Annotated in this window: 17 protein-coding genes and 1 pseudogene; 9 read left to right on the forward strand and 9 right to left on the reverse strand. The window is 39.0% G+C overall.

The annotated features are described in order from the left end of the window. The first annotated feature begins 139 nt into the window (after positions 1 to 139). The 8 genes from C1642_RS08005 to C1642_RS08040 all read left to right on the forward strand — a co-directional run bounded on the left by C1642_RS08005 (position 140) and on the right by C1642_RS08040 (position 7143). A complete protein-coding gene (locus C1642_RS08005; RefSeq protein WP_000480886.1) occupies positions 140 to 562 on the forward strand; it encodes an MCR_0457 family protein in 423 nt (140 codons plus the stop codon). A 126-nt stretch (positions 563 to 688) separates the two neighbouring features. After that, complete coding sequence (gene dacC / locus C1642_RS08010) at positions 689 to 1837, forward strand: D-alanyl-D-alanine carboxypeptidase PBP5/6 (protein WP_000197255.1); 1149 nt, start codon at positions 689 to 691, stop codon at positions 1835 to 1837. A gap of 99 nt (positions 1838 to 1936) precedes the next feature. Then, the gene (locus C1642_RS08015) at positions 1937 to 2482 is read left to right on the forward strand and encodes a gamma carbonic anhydrase family protein (RefSeq protein WP_001107197.1); all 546 of its coding nucleotides are present in this window, start codon (positions 1937 to 1939) and stop codon (positions 2480 to 2482) included. Between the two features lie 119 nt (positions 2483 to 2601). Beyond that, on the forward strand, positions 2602 to 3090 hold the full coding sequence (locus C1642_RS08020) for an NUDIX hydrolase (protein ID WP_000741964.1): 489 nt from the start codon (positions 2602 to 2604) through the stop codon (positions 3088 to 3090). 4 nt (positions 3091 to 3094) lie between these two features. Then, entirely contained in the window at positions 3095 to 4228 is a 1134-nt protein-coding gene (gene mnmA, locus C1642_RS08025; RefSeq protein ID WP_001187604.1) for a tRNA 2-thiouridine(34) synthase MnmA, read from the forward strand. Between the two features lie 13 nt (positions 4229 to 4241). Beyond that, positions 4242 to 4976, forward strand: coding sequence for a high frequency lysogenization protein HflD (gene hflD / locus C1642_RS08030; RefSeq protein ID WP_000229973.1), 735 nt, complete (start codon positions 4242 to 4244; stop codon positions 4974 to 4976). A 54-nt stretch (positions 4977 to 5030) separates the two neighbouring features. Next, positions 5031 to 6419: an adenylosuccinate lyase gene (gene purB / locus C1642_RS08035; RefSeq protein WP_000993080.1), complete on the forward strand. Its 1389-nt coding sequence runs from the start codon at positions 5031 to 5033 to the stop codon at positions 6417 to 6419. An 82-nt stretch (positions 6420 to 6501) separates the two neighbouring features. Beyond that, positions 6502 to 7143, forward strand: a complete 642-nt coding sequence (locus C1642_RS08040; RefSeq protein ID WP_103236173.1) for a DUF2238 domain-containing protein — start codon at positions 6502 to 6504, stop codon at positions 7141 to 7143. 49 nt (positions 7144 to 7192) lie between these two features. Here the strand turns inward: C1642_RS08040 and blp2 are convergent, their stop codons facing one another. The 8 genes and pseudogenes from blp2 to C1642_RS08080 form a co-directional block, all read right to left on the reverse strand. After that, entirely contained in the window at positions 7193 to 9379 is a 2187-nt protein-coding gene (gene blp2 / locus C1642_RS08045) for an Ig-like repeat protein Blp2 (protein ID WP_103236174.1), read from the reverse strand. Between the two features lie 275 nt (positions 9380 to 9654). Continuing rightward, positions 9655 to 10613, reverse strand: a pseudogene (gene sohB / locus C1642_RS08050) (protease SohB). A gap of 146 nt (positions 10614 to 10759) precedes the next feature. Continuing rightward, positions 10760 to 11662: a phosphate ABC transporter ATP-binding protein PstB gene (gene pstB, locus C1642_RS08055; protein WP_001091973.1), complete on the reverse strand. Its 903-nt coding sequence runs from the start codon at positions 11660 to 11662 to the stop codon at positions 10760 to 10762. Positions 11663 to 11675: 13 nt separating this feature from the next. Then, a complete protein-coding gene (pstA, locus tag C1642_RS08060) occupies positions 11676 to 13073 on the reverse strand; it encodes a phosphate ABC transporter permease PstA (RefSeq protein ID WP_000107954.1) in 1398 nt (465 codons plus the stop codon). Next, positions 13070 to 14449 carry a phosphate ABC transporter permease subunit PstC gene (gene pstC, locus C1642_RS08065; protein WP_001050725.1) on the reverse strand — a complete coding sequence of 460 codons (1380 nt, stop codon included), beginning with the start codon at positions 14447 to 14449 and terminating at the stop codon, positions 13070 to 13072. The genes pstA and pstC overlap by 4 nt, the downstream gene beginning before the upstream one ends. A gap of 100 nt (positions 14450 to 14549) precedes the next feature. After that, positions 14550 to 15581 carry a substrate-binding domain-containing protein gene (locus tag C1642_RS08070; RefSeq protein ID WP_001238909.1) on the reverse strand — a complete coding sequence of 344 codons (1032 nt, stop codon included), beginning with the start codon at positions 15579 to 15581 and terminating at the stop codon, positions 14550 to 14552. A gap of 455 nt (positions 15582 to 16036) precedes the next feature. Continuing rightward, the gene (locus C1642_RS08075; protein WP_000339848.1) at positions 16037 to 17416 is read right to left on the reverse strand and encodes an amino acid permease; all 1380 of its coding nucleotides are present in this window, start codon (positions 17414 to 17416) and stop codon (positions 16037 to 16039) included. 140 nt (positions 17417 to 17556) lie between these two features. Further along, the gene (locus C1642_RS08080; protein ID WP_000469459.1) at positions 17557 to 19278 is read right to left on the reverse strand and encodes an alpha-keto acid decarboxylase family protein; all 1722 of its coding nucleotides are present in this window, start codon (positions 19276 to 19278) and stop codon (positions 17557 to 17559) included. 134 nt (positions 19279 to 19412) lie between these two features. Here C1642_RS08080 and C1642_RS08085 point away from each other — a divergent pair, with 134 nt between their 5' ends. Next, a complete protein-coding gene (locus C1642_RS08085; protein ID WP_000357090.1) occupies positions 19413 to 19898 on the forward strand; it encodes an Lrp/AsnC family transcriptional regulator in 486 nt (161 codons plus the stop codon). 72 nt (positions 19899 to 19970) lie between these two features. Here the strand turns inward: C1642_RS08085 and C1642_RS08090 are convergent, their stop codons facing one another. Further along, positions 19971 to 21401 carry an aldehyde dehydrogenase family protein gene (locus tag C1642_RS08090; RefSeq protein WP_103236175.1) on the reverse strand — a complete coding sequence of 477 codons (1431 nt, stop codon included), beginning with the start codon at positions 21399 to 21401 and terminating at the stop codon, positions 19971 to 19973. Positions 21402 to 21616 lie beyond the last annotated feature (215 nt).

Here is a 21616-nt window from a genome sequence, read left to right on the forward strand (position 1 = left end):
CTCAATCAGTAAGCTTATCTTTGGGGTTTTCTGTTGAGATAAAGCAGAAAACCTACATAACAATACATTTTTTCCATTTTTTTAGCGTTTAAATTGTTTAAGCTATCGGCATATTTCAAATTTTTGTTTCAGGTTATCCATGTTTATGAAAAAAAGCTTAGTTCAATCACTTTCTGTTGTTTTACTCATGACAATGGCAACAGTGGGTTATGCTGCTGACAAGAAAAAAACAGCTGAAAAGAAAACTGAAAATGAAAATGTTGTTGAAGTTACACCGACCAAAGGTACTACACCGGAAGAATTAGCAGCAATTCAAGTACTTTCTGAAATTTGCCCAAGTTTAATTGGTAAAAAAGATGCCGAATTTGCTCAAGGTTATGAGCGTCTTGTAAAAGACTATTTGCCAAATGAAGCCGATCCAGTTGCAGCTTTAGAAAAACGTAGTAAAGACAAGAGCTTCAAGAAAGTCTTAAAAGAAGCACGTAATGATGCAAAAGCTGCTGGTAACGAACAAAATACGTTAGTTTGCCAAGACGTGAAAGCTTATCAATCGCAAAACTAAATTAGTTAAAAACTCTCTAGTTACAATACTGTTTGAAAAAGCCGACTTCCCCCATAGAAGTCGGCTTTGCTTTATCCTAAAATGCTAGGCTCTTCTGCTTCATACAAGATATTGGAATTACCTAGAATGACTCGAAAAAGCGCTATTGCTGCACTCCTCCTCTTACCAAGTTTTTCTTATGCAGCAACTGTCTTATCAGCTCCGCCAGAATTAAATAATAAGTCTTATGTATTAATGGATTACGAGACAGGACAAATTCTCGCTTCTAAAAATGAAAATGAAAAGCTTGCTCCTGCTTCTATGACTAAAATGATGACAAGCTACATCATTGAACAAAAATTATTAAAAGGTGAGCTTACCGAAAATGAACAGGTTCGTATGAACGAATCTGCTTGGTGTAAAGGCAGTAGTTCTGAATCATGTATGTATGTTCCATTAAATGGCACAGCAACTGTTTTAGAAATGCTTCGCGGTATTATTATTCAGTCAGGTAATGATGCATCAAAAGCAATGGCTGAACATATTGCTGGGAATGAAGGTACTTTTGCTCACATGATGAACCAGGAAGCAAAACGTATCGGAATGACCAATACCCAGTTTATTAACTCAACAGGTATGCCAGCTGAAGGTCATTACTCAACTGCAAAAGATATGGCTGTTTTAGCACAACATATTATTAAAGACAGCTCAAAATACTACCCAATTTATTCTGAAAAAGAATTTACATTTAACGGTATCAAACAAGGTAACCGTAATGCTTTACTTTACACTGACCCAAGTGTTGATGGCTTAAAAACAGGCCATACTGATGAAGCTGGTTACTGCTTAACGACTTCAAGTAAACGCGGTCCAATGCGTTTAATCTCAGTTATTTTTGGTACACCAAGCATGTCTGAACGTGCTGACCAAACTCGTGCATTATTGGCGTGGGGTTTTGCAAACTTTGAAACTGCAAATGTACAACCTGCAAACCAAGTTCTTGCAAAAGCTAAAGTTTGGTTTGGTAAAGAAAATGAAGTTCAGGTTGGTTTAGCTGAAAACTTTAATGTGACTATGCCTAAAGGCAAAGCGGACGGCATTAAAACTCAGTTGGTTGTTCAACCGAACCTAAATGCACCACTTCAAAAAGGTCAAGTCGTTGGTAAGCTTGTTGCTAGTTTAGATGGTAAAGTTATTGCTGAAAAACCATTGGTTGCTTTAAAACCTGTTGAAGAAGCTGGTTTCTTCGCACGTTTAATTGACCATATCAAACAATTCTTCAGCAACTTATTCTAAATTTAAATAATTTTAGAATAGTTGAATTAAGCACTCATGCTATTAGCGTGAGTGCTTTTTTATTTTATACTTTTACTAAATTTTCTATTGATACTTCTCATGGCAAAAAACATCCGTCCTTATTTAGACCATCACCCACAAATTGATCCAAGCTGTTACATTGATGAAATGTCTGTGATTGTAGGTGATGTTAAATTGGCCGAAAATGTTTCGGTGTGGCCTTTTGCAGTCATTCGCGGAGATGTAAACAGTATTCAAATTGGCAAAAACAGTAATGTACAAGACCACTGTATGCTACATGTCAGCCATAAAAATGATGCAAAACCTAATGGTTCACCTCTTATTATTGGAGAAGATGTGACAGTAGGCCATCATGTGACTTTACATGGCTGTACTATTGGTAACCGCGTACTAGTCGGAATCAATACGGTTATTTTAGATGATGTTGTTATTGAAGATGATGTGATGATTGGTGCGGGAAGCTTAGTTCCGCCTCGTAAAGTCTTAAAAAGTGGTTATCTTTATGTTGGAAGCCCCGTACAACAAGTACGTCCTCTAACCGAAAAAGAATTGGCATTTTTACCTTACTCAGCAAGACATTATGTAAAAGTGCAAAATAACCATAAAGATAATCAAATAAATTAAAACAAATCGAGTTTTTAAAACGATAGAGTTCTTAGCATGCTCTATCGTTTGTAAGATGACCGTAGCCAAAAACCCCTAAATTTCGTATCATACGACTTTTAAATTCATGGTGCTTTTTTATGGCCGCATGGACTCCTCATGTCACTGTCGCTACAGTCGTAGAAAAAGATGGACGCTATCTTTTTGTCGAAGAACATAGCGAAGGTTTTGTACACACAGTGTTTAATCAACCTGCTGGTCATGTGGAATGTGGTGAAACACTAACAGAAGCAGCAATCCGTGAAACGCTTGAAGAAACAGGACATCATATAGATATAGATGCCCTACTTGGTATTTATACTTATACCCCCCCTATGTTTCCGGACCGTACTTATTATCGCTTCTGCTTTTTAGCGCATGTGACCCACGTCGAAAGCGACCCAAAACTTGATACAGGTATTGTTTCTGCTGTCTGGATGACTCTAGATGAACTTAAAGAATCTGCCCGTGCACGTAGTCCTCTTGTCATTAAAGCCATTGAAGACGCCATGAAAGGACAACATTATCCTTTAGCTCTTATTTATGAGCACCCTTTCTCTCCCTCATTAACTTCTCATTTGGATGCCTAGTCCTATGCAACAACGTGTCATCGTCGGTATGTCTGGTGGCGTAGATTCCTCTGTTTCTGCGGCGCTCTTACTTCAACAGGGTTATCAAGTTGAAGGCCTTTTCATGAAAAACTGGGAGGAAGATGACGGCACGGAATACTGTACGGCAATGGAAGATTTAGCCGATGCTCAAGCAGTCGCAGATAAAATCGGTATTAAACTTCATACTGCAAACTTTGCTATGGAATATTGGGACCGCGTATTCGAACACTTCTTGGCTGAATATGCAGCCGGTCGCACTCCAAACCCAGATATCTTATGTAATAAAGAAATTAAGTTTCGCGCATTTTTAGATCATGCCATGACCTTAGGTGCAGATTTTATTGCAACAGGTCATTATGCTCGTCGTGCTGAAACTGCTTATAACTCTAAAGGTGAAGCATATGCACCTTTATTACGTGGTTTAGATAACAATAAAGACCAAACTTATTTCTTACATGCAGTGCATGGCCGTGAAATTAATAAAACTCTCTTCCCGGTAGGGGAAATTGAAAAACCGGAAGTTCGTAGAATTGCTGAAGAACTGGACTTAGCAACTGCGAAGAAAAAAGATTCAACTGGTATATGTTTTATCGGTGAACGTCGCTTTAATGACTTCCTTAAACAATATTTACCCGCTCAACCAGGTAAAATTGTACTTGATAACGGCAAAGAAGTTGGTGAACATCACGGTCTGATGTACTATACGCTCGGTCAACGTGGCGGTATTGGTCTAGGCGGTATGAAAGGTGCATCAGAAGGTGCATGGTTTGTACTTCATAAAGATGTTGCCAATAACCGTTTAGTGGTCGGCCAAGGACATGATCACCCACTTATGCAAAGTACACAGCTTTGGAGTGAGGCCATTGACTGGGTAGCAGGCGAGCAAAATATTCCGGCTGAAGGATTACGTTGCACCGCTAAAACACGCTATCGCCAGCCTGATCAAGCTTGTACAGTGTTTATTGATGAAAATAGTGAGCATGGTGTTCGTGTTGAGTTTGATGAACCTCAACGTGCAGTTACACCAGGCCAAAGTGTTGTATTTTATTCGGATGAAGTTTGCCTAGGCGGGGGTGTTATTCACCATACAAACGCCCCTACACCAAATTTTATTTAAGGGAATGAATGGCATGGTGGAGTTACCCTTTCAACAATCACAAGCCTTGAATGTTCGCCAAAACCGTGCCCTTGCCTTGGCTGGGGTATTTCAAGCGACCCAGCTTACGCATATGACCGCCATGACAGGTCAGCAAAGTATTGGTGAAAGTGGTAACTTTTATTTTGAGTTATTAATAAAGGCGAGTTTAAATATTCGCCCTACAACAAATAATAATACTGTTCAGACGTTGGATTTTTTTAATCAATTGGCTGATATTTCGTTGGGTCTTAAAACTCTTGAAAATTGTATCACTCAGCCTTTTACCAATGCGCCTAAATCTCGTTTGCCTAAAATGCGTAGTGCAAAGCTTCCAATGTCTTATGCGATGTCACTTTTGCAGTTAGAGAAAAAGGTCTATAGCAATCCTGAATATGTGGCGATTATTGAAAAAGCGCAGCAGAAGATTTTAAAACAGCTTTCTTTTTTTGATAATAACTATTTACACCCAAGTATTTTAGCCAATTTGGCGCAAACCTATGTTGATACTGCCGGACAGATTAATCCACGTATTCTTGTTCGTGGTAATGCTGAGGCATTTAAAGATACCAACCATACCAACCGTATTCGTGCTTGTCTGTTTACGGGGCTACAAATGGCCCATTTATGGCGACAACTCGGCGGTAGTTCATGGAACATGATTTTTAGCAAACGTAAATTGCTACAGGATATTCAAGCACTTGCTCGTTTACAGTACCAAGTTATCTAAGGCTGTAACGAGATTATTTTTGTTTTATGTTTATTCCAGCATTAAGGAATCGTTATGAACGCTTTAACCGCACTATCACCATTAGATGGACGTTATGCCAGCAAATGTGATGCGCTACGCCCTTTTCTTTCTGAGTTTGGTTTAATTCATGCTCGTGTCACTGTGGAAGTGCGTTGGTTACAAGCGCTTTCTAACCGTCCGGAAATTGTTGAAGTTGCTCCTTTCTCAGCTGAAACAAATGCAGCTCTAGATGCAATCGTAAGCAACTTCTCTGAAGAAGATGCGAACCGCATTAAAGAAATTGAACGCACAACTAACCATGACGTAAAAGCAGTTGAATACTTCTTGAAAGAGAAAATTGCAGGTATTGCTGAATTACAAAATGCAGGTGAGTTCATTCACTTTGCTTGTACATCAGAAGATATCAATAACTTGTCTCATGCACTTATGCTTAAAAACGGTCGTGAAGTTTTAGTATCAAGCATGAAGCAAATTTTAAATGCAATCTCTGCTTTAGCTACAACTCATGCTGAACAACCGATGTTGTCTCGTACACATGGTCAAACTGCTAGCCCAACAACTTTGGGTAAAGAAATGGCGAACGTTGCATATCGTTTAGCTCGCCAAATCAAACAATTTGAAAATGTTGAATTACTAGGCAAAATCAATGGTGCTGTAGGTAACTACAATGCTCACCTTTCTGCTTATCCAAATGTGGATTGGCCAGCGCATTCACAAGCTTTTGTTGAATCTTTAGGTTTAACATTTAACCCATATACAACTCAAATTGAGCCACACGACTACATGGCTGAATTATTTGACGCGTTACGTCGTTTCAATACAATATTGATCGACTTTAACCGTGACGTATGGGGTTATATCTCTTTAGGTTACTTCAAGCAAAAACTTAAAGAAGGTGAAGTTGGCTCATCAACTATGCCACATAAAGTTAACCCAATCGACTTTGAAAACTCTGAAGGTAACTTAGGCATTGCAAATGCAGTGTTGGCTCACTTAGGCGAAAAATTACCAATTTCTCGCTGGCAGCGTGACTTAACTGACTCAACTGTACTTCGTAACATGGGTGTTGGTTTTGCTCAAAGCTTAATTGCTTTTGATGCTTGCTTAAAAGGTATTGGTAAACTTGAACTCAATGCAAACCGCTTAAATGAGGATCTTGACCAAGCTCAAGAAGTTCTTGCAGAGCCAATTCAAACAGTTATGCGTCGTTATAACGTTGAAAAACCATATGAGAAGTTAAAAGCATTAACTCGCGGTCAAGCAATGACGCGTGACATGATGGTTGACTTCGTAAATGGTAACGAACTTGCTCAAGTACCAAGTGAAGAGCGTGCTCGCTTAGCTGAGCTTACACCTGCAACTTACACAGGTAATGCTGCTGAACAAGCTAAACAAATTAACGAATTAATTAGCAAAATCTAATTAAAAAAGTTATAAAAAGCGAAGCTTAGGCTTCGCTTTTTTATTACACTCATACAAATCAGAATAAAGACTTATTTATAAAATGATCGAAAAAGAATTCAATGTTAAACACTATATTGCACTTGGCCTGCTTCTTATTGCCATTATCATTTCAGGTATTCAACCACTTGAGTTTGAGGCTTATTTGCTTCATCAAGCTGGCACTGTTTTTATGGTGATTTTGCTTTTTATTATTTTCAAAAAAACTGGACTCGATTTCTTAAGTTTTACTTTTTATCTACTGTTTTTATTAATCCATATTATTGGTGCTCACTATCTCTACTCCTACGTTCCATACAATGACTGGATACAACAGGTGTTCCATTTCAACCTAGATCAATATATGGGCTGGTCCCGCAATATGTATGATCGTTTAGTTCATCTTGCCTATGGTGTTTTGCTCTATCCTCTTATTTATCGTGTATTCCAAGTATGGTTACCCACTGCACGTCCTTTTTCTTTATTCTTACTTGTAGTCCAGTTTGTGATGGCGTCTAGTGTCTTTTATGAACTGATCGAATGGGCAATTGCAATCGGGCTATCACCTGAACAAGCTGAAAATTATAATGGGCAACAAGGTGATATGTGGGATGCACATAAAGACATGTTACTCGCTACAATTGGCGCAATCCTCTATGGGCTAATCGCTCTTCTCACAACAACAAAAAATCAAACAATAAATTAAAATTAAAAAAGCGCTCATTGAGCGCTTTTTACATGTTGTCTCAAATACCCTAAGCAACTGGATAAGTTTGATCTAAAAGGTTTTGTAAAACCGAAGAAGTTGTATCAGGTAAAGGATGATCAGCATTTGATGTTGTCTGACCAACTGATGCATTTACTTCGATTGGCTCAGATGCCTGAGTCGTTTTTAACGCCGTTGATGAGAGAAGTTTTGCGATTGGGTCTGACTCACTAGCCGTAGAACTTTTTAATAAATCATCTAAAGCAACCGATTTCTGCGGGTTATTCGTCTCAGTTGTTGTATTTTGCGCTACCTTTAAAGTATGCAATCCGACACTATCTGCCAAAGATGGCCCTTCTGTACTTAAAGTATCTACTGAAGTTTCAGACAGGCTCGCAGCTTTCGGTGCAACTACATAAAAGGTAAATGGAGAACTTGCCTCACTGGTAAGGCCTGCCGCATCAGTTTGAGTCAAAGTAATAGTATGCTTACCAAGAGCTAAGTCTTTATCAAATGTAAATGACCAAGATCTACCACTTGTTACCGTCACAACTCCAATTGCAACACCATTATCATAAATCGTAAGAGTTGCATTTGCTTCACCTGAGCCTGTAAGTTTTGGTCTAGCATCGTCAGTTTCAGAACCAGCCGTTATAGCTCCTTTAACAGCGCCTACATCATCATCTACGCTATTTAATATAGGTTTTGCTGGTGGTGTTGTATCTTTTGTACCTACAATATCAACAACTTCAGACTTATTTCCAGCATTATCTATAGCTGATACCGAAGCATGTTTATTATCCGTTAAAGCTGGTGAAATAGAAATTGTAAATTTTCCATTCGCATCTGCTGTTCCACTACCAATTACCTTCCCTGTTGTATCTTTAATTTCAATTTTGGCATTTGCCTCAGCCGTACCGGTTACAGAAGTACCATCTGTATTAATTTGAACAGTCGGTTTATCTGGTGCAATCGAGTCAAAGCCTGGCGTAATTTCAACTGGTTTAGATACATTACCAGCAGCATCTTCCACAACCACTGTGCCCTTTTGCGCCTCTTTTAAAGCAGGTGAAAGTGTAATTTGAAATTCACCTTGAGCATCGGCAGTCCCACTTCCAATCACTTTACCATCGGCATCTTTTATTTGAACTTTTACATTTGCTTCAGTTTTACCATGTATTACCGATCCTTCTTTATTTACTTCAACAAAAGGAGATGCTGGTGGTATGGTATCTTTACCCGCAATAATTTTAACTTCCTCAGATTTGTTACCCGCAGCATCTTCGGCAACCACTTTACCGCCCGCTTCACTGGTTAATGGTGGAGTAAGTTTTAAAGAATAAATACCATCTTTATTCGCAAAAACAGTTCCTAATACTTTGCCAGTGGCATCATAAACAGTGATTTTTGCATTTGCTTCTGCTTTACCTGTCACTAAGGAACCATCATCACTCAATTGAGCTTGTGGAACATCTGGGGCAATTGTATCTTTTGTTCCTGTTACCACAGTAACTTTAGAATTATTTCCAGCCGCATCTTGGGCAATAACATTTAATTTATCCCCATTCACTAACGGCTTATCTAATTTAATCGTGTAATTTCCACTCGCATCAGCAACACCTGAGGCCACTGTATTACCTGCTGCATCTTTAATGTAGATTTTCGCATTTGCTTCAGTTTTGCCAGTCACTGTCACAGTATCATCAGCAAGCGTAGCTGTAGGAGCAGCAGGTGCTATTAAATCGGGGGTACTGGGTGAATCATCTTTGTCATCATTATCAAATGCCCAAAGATATAAACCTTCAGCGGCTAAAACTGCTAAGCCTGCTTTTAGTACATTACCCATCGAAAAGCTTGGATCATTATCAACAGCCATTGTTGCAGTTGAAGGGCTGGTACTGGTATAGGCCAAATCCGTAACATGATTTAAGCCTCTATAATCTATAACCTTACCTTGAGCATCAAATTGTGCTTCAACAAATTTTCCTTGTTCAGTTGGAAAAACGAGTGAATGCTCTGTTGTATTCGTTGCTTCATTAAAGAAATTTTCTAAGACAATTGTTTCTCCATTTTTTAAATGGATGACTAGACTTCCACCCTGCTTTTCCATCGATGCGATATCTTTTTGACTTACACCAATTTGAATAATAGTAGGTTGGTTTAAAACCACCTTATTGAGCTGACCATCTTGCAGAACGTCCAAACCCTCTTTGGATGCTACAATTATTCTTGTCATTATTTCCTGTCCTAAATTTCAGTTATATTTTTAAATGTTTATCTTTTAAATGGATCATCTAAAAGCTATTTTATTGTTGCCTAAAATATCAAAATCACTTATTTATCACAATTCAATAAGTATATTTATCAACAATTTTTTTTGAATCTTTATTCAATATCTATTTTTTATAAAAATGAATGGGCATTCCGGCAATTCAAACTAAATTCTTTTAGTCTTTCGCATAAAAAAGAGCACCCCTAAAAGGCACTCTTTAATTTGAAAATATATCTTAATTAAAATTTAGTATCGCGCATTTGAACTAAAGTTGAATTCGCTTTTGCTAAAGTATCAGCCACTTTATTCATTACAGCCGGAATCAGGCTATCTGCCATTTGAGCTGCTTGTAAACCTAATTTTTCACCCAAAGTTGCTTTTTTACGGGTATTAATTACATATACGTCATGCTGAGGTAACAATGCTAATAGATACTCATCTGAAGTTTGTAGTTTATCTACAAGGTTTAAATCAAGTGCATCTTGACCATACCAATGTTCACCTGTAGCAACCTTGTCTACATTAAGCTGTGGACGATATTTCTCTACAAAGTGCTTAAACAACACATGCGTTTGTTGTAGCTCTTCTTCAAATTTCGCCTTACCTTCAGGAGTATTCTCACCAAACATGGTGACAGTACGTTTATATTGCCCTGCTGTGTAAAGTTCGAAGTCCACGTTATGTTCTTTTAAAAGACGATTGAAATTTGGTACCTGAGCCACAACACCAATCGAACCCACAACAGCAAACGGTGCAGAAATAATTTCATTTGCAATACAAGCCATCATGTAGCCGCCACTTGCCGCAACCTTATCGACACAAATCGTTAAATGAAAACCTGCATCACGCAAACGAACCAATTGGCCGCCAATCCATATCCATGAACCATACCACCCGGACTTTCAAGACGTACCACAACACGGTCACGTCCAGCTTTAGCCGTTGCTAAAATAAGGGTGATTTCTTCACGAAGATTTTCAACCGCAGATGCCTGAATGTCACCTTTAAAATCTAAAACAAAAATTTTCTGGTTGTTCTTACGGCGAATTTTAGCTTCTTTTGCAAGTTGTTGAGCCAATTGTAAAAGCTCTAAACGACTTGCTGTGGTTTGTGCAATTTTTTTTCTCTGTTCATTTACACGTGCATTTAAATGACTAACACGTATTTCCGCAGGGAGTTTAGGCAAATGGAATAACATAAAATTCTATGCTCATAAGTTTGTCTTTATAGCCTTAAGATGTGGTTCTTTTGATTAAAATTCAATAGCGATTTTGCAAAATAGAGTCATTTTCATTTATTAAATAAAAAAAGAGCACTAGGCTCTTTTTCTTTTACAACGATCAATTAACCAAAACGACCAGTAATATATGCTTCTGTCAATTGGTGGTCAGGCTGAGTAAATACTTTCTCTGTAGAGTTTACTTCAATCAAATCACCTAAATGAAAGTAAGCTGTACGGTCTGAAACACGCGCTGCTTGTTGCATAGAGTGCGTTACAATAACGATTGTGTATTGATCAGAAAGTTCAGAAATCAGCTCTTCCACTTTCGCCGTTGCGATTGGGTCAAGCGCAGAACAAGGTTCATCCATCAAGATCACTTCTGGACTTACTGCAATTGTACGTGCAATACATAAACGTTGTTGCTGACCACCAGATAAGCCAGTACCCGGTTGGTTTAATCGATCCTTCACTTCTTCCCATAGACCTGCTTTACGCAAGCTATTTTCAACAATTTCTTCTAGGTCATATTTGTCACGTGCTAAACCGTGTAGCTTCGGACCATATGCCACGTTATCAAAAATAGATTTAGGAAATGGATTTGGCTTTTGGAACACCATACCAACCTGTGCACGCAGTAATACAACATCCAGATTTGGATCATAGATATTTTTGTTATCTAAAGTGATCTTACCTGTCACACGACAGCCATCAATCGTGTCGTTCATACGGTTTAAAGTACGCAGGAAAGTCGATTTACCGCAGCCTGATGGCCCAATAAATGCAATTACTTCATTTTGATAAATATCTAAATCGATGCCTTTAATCGCTTCAAAGTCACCATAATAAACATGGGCATCTTGTGCACTGATCTTGATTTCGGTTGAGTTTGGCTTTTTTGAAGCATGTGGTTCAAAATGCGAAACGTACGAAGTGCCATGATGCAGTTGTGTATCTGTAAGTTGAGATTGTTCAGTATTCACTAACTTATCCTTTTCTAAGGAATTCGTAATATCAATAGTATTCATGATTTATCCTCTATTACCAACGCACTTCGAACTTTTTACGTAACCAAATTGCAAGGCTGTTTAAACCAATCATTAATGCAAGAAGTACGATAATCGCAGCAGCAGTACGGCCTTCGAAGAAGTTACGCAACTCATTACCCTGCCATAGATAAACTTGGACAGGTAAAGCAGTTGCTTGATCAAATGGGGTGGTTGGAACACTTGCAACGAATGCACTCATCCCGATTAAAAGTAAAGGTGCAGTTTCACCGAGTGCGTGTGCAACACCAATAATTGCACCCGTCATGATGCCGGGCAATGCTAACGGTAAAACATGATGGAAAACGGTTTGTACTTTAGACGCACCTAAACCTAGGGCAGCTTGTCGAATTGAAGGTGGCACAGCCTTTAAAGAAGCACGTGTTGTAATAATGACTGTTGGTAGTGTCATTAAACTTAATACTAAACCACCGACAAAAGGAGCTGACAACGGTAAATGCATCCAACCAATAAATATTGCAGCGCCCAACAAACCAAACACGATTGAAGGTACAGCAGCAAGGTTATTAATGTTGACTTCAATAATGTCTGTAATGACATTCTTTGGAGCAAACTCTTCAAGATAGATTGCGCTGGCAACACCGATTGGAATTGAAATAATGATCACAATCAGCATCATGAATAATGAACCCATGAATGCGCCTGCAAGACCACTAATCGCTGGTGAACTACGAGAGTCAGGATTCTTAAATAAAGTCGTATTAAAGGTATTTTCAAGTACACCTTTTGCTTTAAGGTCATCTGCCAGCTTGCGGATTTCCGGATCAAGTTGCTGCTGGTCATCTGGTAATGAGCGGTCAATATTACCCTTCAGCCATACATCTACATTGGCATCACCCAAGAAAGTTAGGTTCTCTTTTTTCCCAATGAGTGATGGGTCAGCAAACACCATATCACGTAAGCGATAAGCTTCAGAACTTGCATAAAGGCTACTTAAATAATCGCGTTGTGATGCAAGTGAAGGATCTTTAGCAATCATGCCATTTACGATCAGGCTATCCCAATCGACCATACCCATTTTCGTTTGCCAATCGACATAACGCTCTTGGTAATGTGCAGGTGTTTCACCTTGTGTACGTACCGGCACTGGACCTGCATCAATTACTTTAGGATCGAAGTAGACCGGTACATTCATACTGGTTTGCCAGAATGCCGGTAACCCTTTTGCCAAAATACTGCCAAACAGTAGCGCAACGAATGCAAGGCCAATAACAACTGCTGACAAACCTGCAAAGCGGAAAGCTTTTTCTTTGCGGTGACGTTTAGCCAGTGATTTTTCAATCACTTTTTTACGGCGATCACGTGCCTGAGCAGCGGCTTGTGGATCAAATACGTTCTGATCCATAGGAGACGATGTATTTGATGTACTCATTCGTATTGCTCACGGTATTTACGCACAATGTACAGTGCAACAATGTTTAATCCTAAAGTGATCACAAAGAGTGTTAAACCCAGTGCAAATGCCACCAAGGCCTGTGGGCTCGCAAAATCAGTATCACCCGTTAACTGTTTTACAATGGTTACGGTAACTGTCGAAACAGCTTCAAACGGATTTGCATGTAGAAGTGGGCTGTTCCCTGCTGCCAAAACCACAATCATGGTTTCCCCTACGGCACGCGAAACAGCCAATAAAAATGCCCCTGTAATACCCGGTAAAGCTGCCGGTAAAACCACTTGGCGAATCGTTTCTGATTTGGTTGCGCCCAGTCCTAACGAACCATCACGAAGTGCACGAGGAACTTGAGTAATAATGTCATCAGACAAAGATGAAACGAATGGGATAATCATAATTCCCATTACAAAACCGGCAGTCAAAGCACTGGTTGCATTAATTTCAATACCGACATACGCACCAGCAGCTTTAAAGAATGGCCCAATAATCATCATGGCAAAAACACCATAAACAATTGTTGGAATACCCGCTAAAACTTCAATGGTAGGTTTTGCCCATGAGCGTAACCACGGCGAAGCATACTCAGCTAAATAAATAGCAATCATTAAGCCAACAGGTACAGCAACTAATAAGGCAATACCACTGACCATGAGCGTGCCCCATAGTAATGGTAATAAACCATAACTACCTTCTGCATTACCTGAAGTACTAAAGCCAGGGTTCCATTCTGTACCAAAGAAAAAGTCGATTGGACTTACAAAATGGAAGAAGTGCATTGCCTCACCAAACATCGACATTACAATGCCGATCGTGGTTAAAATTGCAACGCCAGAACATAAGATCAAACCAACATTAATTGCACGCTCAACTTGGTTACGTGCGCGATATTCTTGGCTGATTTTTTTCTTTGCCCACACTAAGCCCAACAAAGCGGCACAGACAACAACAGCAAATTTGGCAAAAGAGCCAATGGTTTGAAATTTTGCATATTGCTGAGCAGCAGCCAACTCATAAGCCGTTGGATGATCACTTACCCCAAAACCAGAAGCGATCGCTTGAACTCGATCAACAAGTACACTTCTTGCTGCTTCATCTAGAGAAGCTGTCACAGAAGCAGGTACGTTGTTAAAGATAATATGATTTAAAATACTTGGCTCAACCAAGTTCCAAATGATCAAAATTAAAAAAGCAGGGATACCGCACCAAAGCCCAACCAGTGCGCCATAATAACCAGGACGAGAATGTAATGTCGCCGAGTTGCTTCCCTTACCTGCTAGGTGGCGGCTCTTTCTCAGCCCAAGTTGATATGCAATTGCCACAAGGGCCAACAACACACCGATAAGTAGCAGATTCATGTATTCTCCACTGTTTTCTCAATTGTCATAATTTGGGAAAAACGTGTTAGACAAAAAGGCTGATGATCGCTTGAGATCACCAGCCCCTATTCAAACTAACTTATTTAACAGTTTTACCTGCTTTAAAGTCAGCTAAAACTTTAGCGCGTTCTGCATCAGACATCGCGATTAAACCATCACGCTCAGCTTTAGAACCTTTACCAGTCGCTTTTTTGCTTAGGAAGTATTCTACGTATTGTGGTAAACCTTTAACTGATTTTAAGTGCTCGCCTTTTACATAGAAGTATAGTGGACGAGATACAGGGTATGTACCATTTAACACAGTTTTCTCAGAAGGAACTACGTTGTTTACTGTCGCTACACGTAACTTGTCACGGTTCATGTCATAGAAACTTAAACCAAATACGCCTACTGCACTTGGAGAAGTTTTTAAGCGAGCTAGAGTTTCTGTATAGTCACCAGCAATTTCAATTACACGGCCGTCTTTACGGAAAGTAGAACATGCTTTCTTTTGAGCGTCTTTGTCTAAGCTCTTGAAGTATTCATACGCTTCGCAACCAGCTTCAACCATTTTCTCTTGGAAAACTTCACGCGTACCGTGGTTAGACGCAGGAATAACAAGCGTAATAGGCTCATTAGGAAGTGATTTGTCAATTTGGTTCCAGTTTGTATAAGGGTTTGGAACCAATTTACCTTTTGAAGGTAACTGTGCAGCTAAAGCAGCAAACACATGGTAAGGTTTTAATTTATAAGCTGCTTTGCTTGAGCTAGACGCAAATACAATACCGTCATAACCAATTTTGATTTCTTGAATTTGTTTTACACCAGCTTTGTTACAAGCTTCGATTTCAGTGCTTTTAATTTTACGAGAAGCGTTTGCAACGTCGATTGTGTTGTCACCAACACCTTGACAGAACTGTTTTAAACCAGCAGAAGAACCACCAGAACCTACAACAGGAGTTTTAAATTGAGGGAATGTATTACCAAACTCTTCAGCTACAACGCTGGCAAATGGTAATACAGTTGAAGAACCAGCAATTTGAATCGTATCACGAGCTGCATTTGCAGTCGTTGTTACAGCGGCCCCAGTTACTGCTAATGCAATTGCGATTTGACGTGGATTTAAGCGCATTCTGTTCTCTCTCATTAATGCAATAGGTTGTACGTCACTTTTTGTTGAGTGCTTGTACGCTCTTCGATAGCTGCATTGTGAATAGAAAATATGACAAATAAGTTACAGTATTATGACGCTTTCATGATTTTTATAATGTTCATTGTCACATTTTTAAATCTATTTTATATCAATTATTTAAGATGATTTTATAAGTCCTTTGCTATTTAGATTTAATGGGAAATATGACAAACGTTCAAAATAATAAAATTATAATTATGCTTAAATTATAAAAACTTAAGTAATTTAATGAATTGATGTTACAAAATTATTTTATTGACACAATTCTCAATTTTTTACGTGTCACCTTTATTTTTAAAAAATTATTTCGCCCGAACATGAAAATATTATGACAAAACAAAAACGGTTACCTGCCTTATGTCAGATAACCGCAATATCACTGTAAATTTAGCTTATTAGTTTGATTGTACTTCCGGCATTGCGACCATTTTTTTACGATACTTAAAGAAATACATAATCGCTAAAACAGCAAGCCAGATAGGCCCCAAAATAACAGCGAGTCTCATATCTGGTGTCATCGCCATAATAATGAGAATGAAACATACAAAACTAATAGTTAAATAATTACTCCATGGGCTCATAATGCTTTGGAATTTGGTTTGACGCTTTTGCAATTTCATTGCTTTGGTAAATTTCAAATGTGTGACTGAGATCATAAGCCAGTTAATAACAAGCGCAGCCACAACCAACATCATAAAGAGCTGAAAAGCTTGACCTGGAATTAAATAGTTGACCACTACACAGACGGCTGTAATTGAAGCAGAAACAACTGCTGCTGGAACTGGAATACCGCGGCTGTTTACTTTTTTCAAAATTGCCGGAGCATTACCCTGCTCTGCCAAACCATGCAACATACGACTATTACAATAGATACAACTGTTATAAACCGAAATAGCAGCAATCAAGACCACAAAGTTTAGAACATTCGCAACACCATTACTATTGAGGGACTGGAAAATTAAGACAAACGGGCTACCGCCTTCTGCCACCATATTCCATGGATAAAGACATAAAAGAATACCAATTGCACCGATATAAAAAATCAGGATGCGATAAACAATCTGGTTTACTGCCTTTGGAATTGTTGTTTCAGGTTTTTTCGTTTCAGCCGCAGCAATACCGATAAGTTCTAGACCACCGAATGCAAACATAATGACAGCCAAAGCCATAATAAAGCCATGAATACCATGCGGGAAGAAACCACCGTGTTGCCATAAATTTGCAACACCCGCTTGCGGACCTGCTGAGCCTGAAAGTAAAAGATAAGCACCGAAGCCAATCATACTTAAAATCGCAACAATTTTAATGCAGGAAAATAAGAACTCCGATTCCCCAAAAAAGCGGACATTTACCAAGTTAATGCCGTTAATTAAAATAAAGAAAAATAGAGCGGTCAGCCATGTCGGAATTTCTGGCCACCAAAACTGAATAAAAGTACCAATCGCACTCAGTTCGGCCATACTCACCAGTACATACAAAACCCAGTAGTTCCAGCCAGACATAAAACCAGCCATTTTGCCCCAGTATTTGTTCGCAAAATAACTAAAAGAGCCGCTTACCGGTTCTTCAACAACCATTTCACCTAAATGACGCATAATCAAAAAGGCAATAATTCCTGCAATTGCATATCCCAATAAAATTGAAGGACCTGCCAGTTTAATTGTTTGTGATAGTCCTAAGAATAACCCTGTTCCGATCGCCCCTCCAAGTGCGATGAGTTGAATATGCCGATTGGATAAGCCTTGTTTTAACTCGTGCTTATTGTTTGCATCCATAACATTATCTCCAATGTTGGTGTCACTTCCTGTACACCTTTATTCAGCACCATATCCGAAGACCAGAAACCGACCTTCGGACATAAGTTGCTTTAGTATGAGTCCATTTAATTTTTGAGAAGACGTGTCCTATCTTCTATTTAAAAAGAGATTGCATCCTTACATTTAACGGGTTGGGAACGCTCCTTTAAAATTTCGTAGCCGCGATCACCGTAGTCAAAACGTGCAATCACAGAAGCAAATTTTTTCAAACTCACCGGTGCATCCATTGCTGGTAGTTTCAATTCAATAAAGGTTAATTGATCATTTTGCTGAACGTTGTCTAAAACACTCTTCAGCTGTCCAGCAGTCTCAACCACATAAGTTGTATGGCCTTTTTTACCGTTAAATACCGCTGGAATTTCAGTGTATTTCCAGTTTTGCACGTCGTTATAGGCAGCGTTTTCACCCATAATTAAACGTTCAATGGTGTAGCCGCCATTGTTCAACAAGAAAATAATTGGTTTTAAACCATGGCGGATAATCGTAGAGAGCTCTTGTACCGTAAGCTGGAATGAACCGTCACCAATAAACAAAATTTGACGACGCTCAGGAGCAGCTAACAAACTACCAAGCAAAGCTGGCAAGGTATAACCAATAGAACCCCAAAGCGGCTGAGCAATATATTTAGCTGTAGCAGGAAGTTTGATACCTGACAAAGCAGAGTTTGAGGTCCCTACTTCACCAATAATCACATCATCTTCTTTTAAGAACCCTGAAATGTAGTTCCAAAGCACATCTTGGCTAAGCTTCTGTTGAGCTGGCGCTTCAATTACTTTCTGAGGTTGTTTTTCAAGAAGAGGTATTGACGATTTACGTGGCGCAACTTTTTTATTTAGCTCGACAAGTAATTGTCCAATTTCAATACCCGGAAAATCCTGACCAAAAATATTTAAGCCATAAGATTTAATTTCGATGTAGTTCTTGGTCTCAATTTGATGCGTAAATACAGCTGAGCCTACATCGGTAAAGCGCGCGCCAACACCAATTAAACAGTCAGATTGTTCAATGATATTTTTTACATGCGGTTGGCTTGCTCCACCCACATAAGTTCCGATGTAACGAGGTGAGCCTTCATCCATAATATTTTTTGCAGTATTCATACCTGCAAATGGAATTGAGCATTTTTGAGATAAATCATTTAAAAGTGAAGTTACACCAAAAACTGAGGCTTCATTATCAATTAAAAGCGCTGGACTTTGAGCATTCTCAATAATGTCACAAAGTTTGCTTACCACACTTTGCAATAATTCAGGTTCAACAGCTGGGTAGCTTAGGTCGAGCGGACGCTCAGACACTTCAATTTTAACGTGAGTAATATCACCAGGTAGTTGGATATGTACAGGACGGCGTTCAAGGAAACACTGACGCAATACACGGTCAATTTCAGAAGCTGCATTTGCAGGAGTTAAACGAGTTTGGGCAACTGTGAACTCTTTCATACAGTTCATAATATTGTCGTAGTTACCATCAACTAACGTATGATGTATGAGAGTACCCTTTTGAACTGCATGTAAAGGTGGAATACCTGAGATATGAATAAGAGGTACATTTTCTGCATAGGCACCCGCAATACCATTAATAGCACTTAAGTCACCTACACCATAAGTGGTTGCCAAGGCAGAAAAACCGTTAATTCGTGCATAACCGTCTGCTGCATAGGCAGCATTTAATTCATTACAATTTCCAATAAATTCGAGTTGTGGGTCTGCTTCAACTTGTTCTAGATATGAGAGGTTAAAATCACCAGGTACACCAAAAAGATGTTGGATACCCATTTGTTTTAGACGAAGATTTAAAAATTCACCAATTTCTATGAACATTGCTCTATATCCTTTGAGACCAATTTTTATTCCATAGAAAAATAATATTTCATCTATCTTTTAGATTTCGTGCATAATGAAAACGCATTTTAATAAAAATACATGATTTGTGTATCATAAAAGGATTTTATGCAATGGATAAGTTCGACTGGCAAATCATTCAGGCACTACAAAAGAATGGACGACTCACCAATCAGGAAATTGGAGATTTAATCGGTTTATCTGCTTCTCAATGTTCAAGACGACGTCAATTGCTTGAGCAAAAGGGCGTGATTCTTGGCTACACGGCACGCATCCAGCAACAGGCGCTAGGGCTGGAAGTTACAGCGATGATTCACATAAACTTAAGAACACACGAGGCGAAATCACAGCAAGCTTTCCAAGAGCTGATTGAAGCTGAAGATAACATTCAGGATGCATTTTCAATTAGTGGTGATGCAGATTTTATTTTAAAAGTCGTTGCTGAAAATTTAGAACAGCTTTCTCAATTTGTGACTGAAAGATTGCTTTCTTATAATTTTATAGGGCACATAAAGTCTTACATTGTTCTGAAAAAAATTAAAGAACAGAATCATTTTTTAATCAAGCCTAAAAGCATGAGCTATCATCACTCTCAATAAAATAACTCAGCTTTTCACGCTTAAAAATGAAAATAAAAAAGGCGGATACTAAATCCGCCTTAAAATTAATATTTAGATTTTACTAATATGGACCGTTTGTCCAATCGTATTTTCAAGCAAACCTTCCAAACCAAACTCAGCGCCTAAGCCAGACATTTTCCAGCCGCCGAAAGGTGCATGAGGCAGTACTTCTGCATGGGTATTAATCCAGACCGTTCCGCATTGAAGCTGTGTAGCATAGGTCTGTGCGGCTTTAAGATCAGAAGACCAGATTGAACCACCCAAACCAAACTCACTGTCATTGGCACGAGCAATAGCATCGTTGATATCGGTATATTTTAAAACAGGCAGCACTGGACCAAATTGCTCTTCTTGCACCACACGGCAAGAGTCAGAGACTTCAGTCAAAATAGTTGGCGCAATAAAGTAGCCCTGCTCTGGGACTTGTTGTTGCCCAGAAAGTGCTTTTGCACCTTGTGCAATCGCTTCAGCAATAAGAGCTTTCACTTTGTTATATTGCATTTGGTTTTGTACTGGTCCAAATGTTGTAGAAGATGCCATACCATCCCCCACAACTTGAGCGTTGGCAATATCAGCTAACTTTTGAGATAAAGCTTCATATTGGCTTTCATGCACATATAAACGCTTTAACGCCGCACATGTTTGACCAGCATTCAAGAACGCCATATTAAAAATCTTAGCAGCAATTTCATCGATATTTGCATCTGGTAATACAATACCAGCATCATTACCACCAAGCTCTAAAGTTAAGTATTTTAGCTGCTGTGCTGCACCAGCCATAATGTGCTGACCTGTTCGAGTTGATCCCGTAAACACGACTTTTTGCACATCTGGATGAGAAGATAATGCTTCACCAATCTCACCAGCACCAACCACAATTGAGATCACACCTGCTGGAACTTCTTGCTGAATGATTTCACATAAACGTAAAGTCGATAATGGTGTGTATTCCGAAGGTTTGCTAATGACAACGTTACCTGCACGTAAAGCAGGCATGATATGCCAAACTGCAATCATGAGTGGCCAGTTCCATGGCGTAATTGAAGCCACTACACCCAGTGGTTGGCGATGGCGCTCAATACGCTTAGTTTCACTGTCTTCAATTACTTCTACCGGTAAATCCATAGAAGCCGCATAACGCGTCCAGCCAATTGCACCTTGCACTTCCATTTGTGCCAGTGCTAGTGGTTTACCTTGTTCAAGCACCACCAGCTCTGCAAGCATTTCAGCGTGCTTTTCAATACCGTCTGCAATCTTGTTTAAAATTGATTTACGCTCATCATGCGAGACAAGCTGCCAAGCTTTAGAAGCCTGTTTAGCTGCACTAACAGCTTGATTCACTTGTGCAACTGATGCTTTTGCACAATGTGCCGCAGTTAAGCCAGTAGCAGGATTAATAATTTCCAGTTCACCTTGTTCACCTGAACAAAGTTGACCGCCAATAATAAGTTTAAATTCATTAAGCATATTCGCTTGTTGCATTTCTTCTTCCTTGTCTTAATTGTAATTACGACTTCTTACTTTATGCAAAATGGTTTAAAGCAAGTGCCGTATTGATATATCAATGCGACCAAAAAATCGGGAACATACCAATACAATAAGAAATTTGCTCACTATAAATCATGCATAATTATTTTTGTTTTTTGAAAATATGCATGTTTTGTGCATATACCCTTCTTGTGATACACACTTTTAAT

It is taken from the genome of Acinetobacter sp. AKBS16, from assembly GCF_002899995.1.
Lineage (GTDB): Bacteria > Pseudomonadota > Gammaproteobacteria > Pseudomonadales > Moraxellaceae > Acinetobacter > Acinetobacter baumannii.

Bases quoted from the DNA above. Each gene is read 5' to 3' on its own strand.
- C1642_RS08005 (WP_000480886.1), top strand. From the start codon at position 140: ATGTTTATGAAAAAAAGCTTAGTTCAATCACTTTCTGTTGTTTTACTC.
- dacC (WP_000197255.1), top strand. From the start codon at position 689: ATGACTCGAAAAAGCGCTATTGCTGCACTCCTCCTCTTACCAAGTTTT.
- C1642_RS08015 (WP_001107197.1), top strand. From the start codon at position 1,937: ATGGCAAAAAACATCCGTCCTTATTTAGACCATCACCCACAAATTGAT.
- C1642_RS08020 (WP_000741964.1), top strand. From the start codon at position 2,602: ATGGCCGCATGGACTCCTCATGTCACTGTCGCTACAGTCGTAGAAAAA.
- mnmA (WP_001187604.1), top strand. From the start codon at position 3,095: ATGCAACAACGTGTCATCGTCGGTATGTCTGGTGGCGTAGATTCCTCT.
- hflD (WP_000229973.1), top strand. From the start codon at position 4,242: ATGGTGGAGTTACCCTTTCAACAATCACAAGCCTTGAATGTTCGCCAA.
- purB (WP_000993080.1), top strand. From the start codon at position 5,031: ATGAACGCTTTAACCGCACTATCACCATTAGATGGACGTTATGCCAGC.
- C1642_RS08040 (WP_103236173.1), top strand. From the start codon at position 6,502: ATGATCGAAAAAGAATTCAATGTTAAACACTATATTGCACTTGGCCTG.
- blp2 (WP_103236174.1), bottom strand. From the start codon at position 9,379: ATGACAAGAATAATTGTAGCATCCAAAGAGGGTTTGGACGTTCTGCAA.
- pstB (WP_001091973.1), bottom strand. From the start codon at position 11,662: ATGAATACTATTGATATTACGAATTCCTTAGAAAAGGATAAGTTAGTG.
- pstA (WP_000107954.1), bottom strand. From the start codon at position 13,073: ATGAGTACATCAAATACATCGTCTCCTATGGATCAGAACGTATTTGAT.
- pstC (WP_001050725.1), bottom strand. From the start codon at position 14,449: ATGAATCTGCTACTTATCGGTGTGTTGTTGGCCCTTGTGGCAATTGCA.
- C1642_RS08070 (WP_001238909.1), bottom strand. From the start codon at position 15,581: ATGCGCTTAAATCCACGTCAAATCGCAATTGCATTAGCAGTAACTGGG.
- C1642_RS08075 (WP_000339848.1), bottom strand. From the start codon at position 17,416: ATGGATGCAAACAATAAGCACGAGTTAAAACAAGGCTTATCCAATCGG.
- C1642_RS08080 (WP_000469459.1), bottom strand. From the start codon at position 19,278: ATGTTCATAGAAATTGGTGAATTTTTAAATCTTCGTCTAAAACAAATG.
- C1642_RS08085 (WP_000357090.1), top strand. From the start codon at position 19,413: ATGGATAAGTTCGACTGGCAAATCATTCAGGCACTACAAAAGAATGGA.
- C1642_RS08090 (WP_103236175.1), bottom strand. From the start codon at position 21,401: ATGCAACAAGCGAATATGCTTAATGAATTTAAACTTATTATTGGCGGT.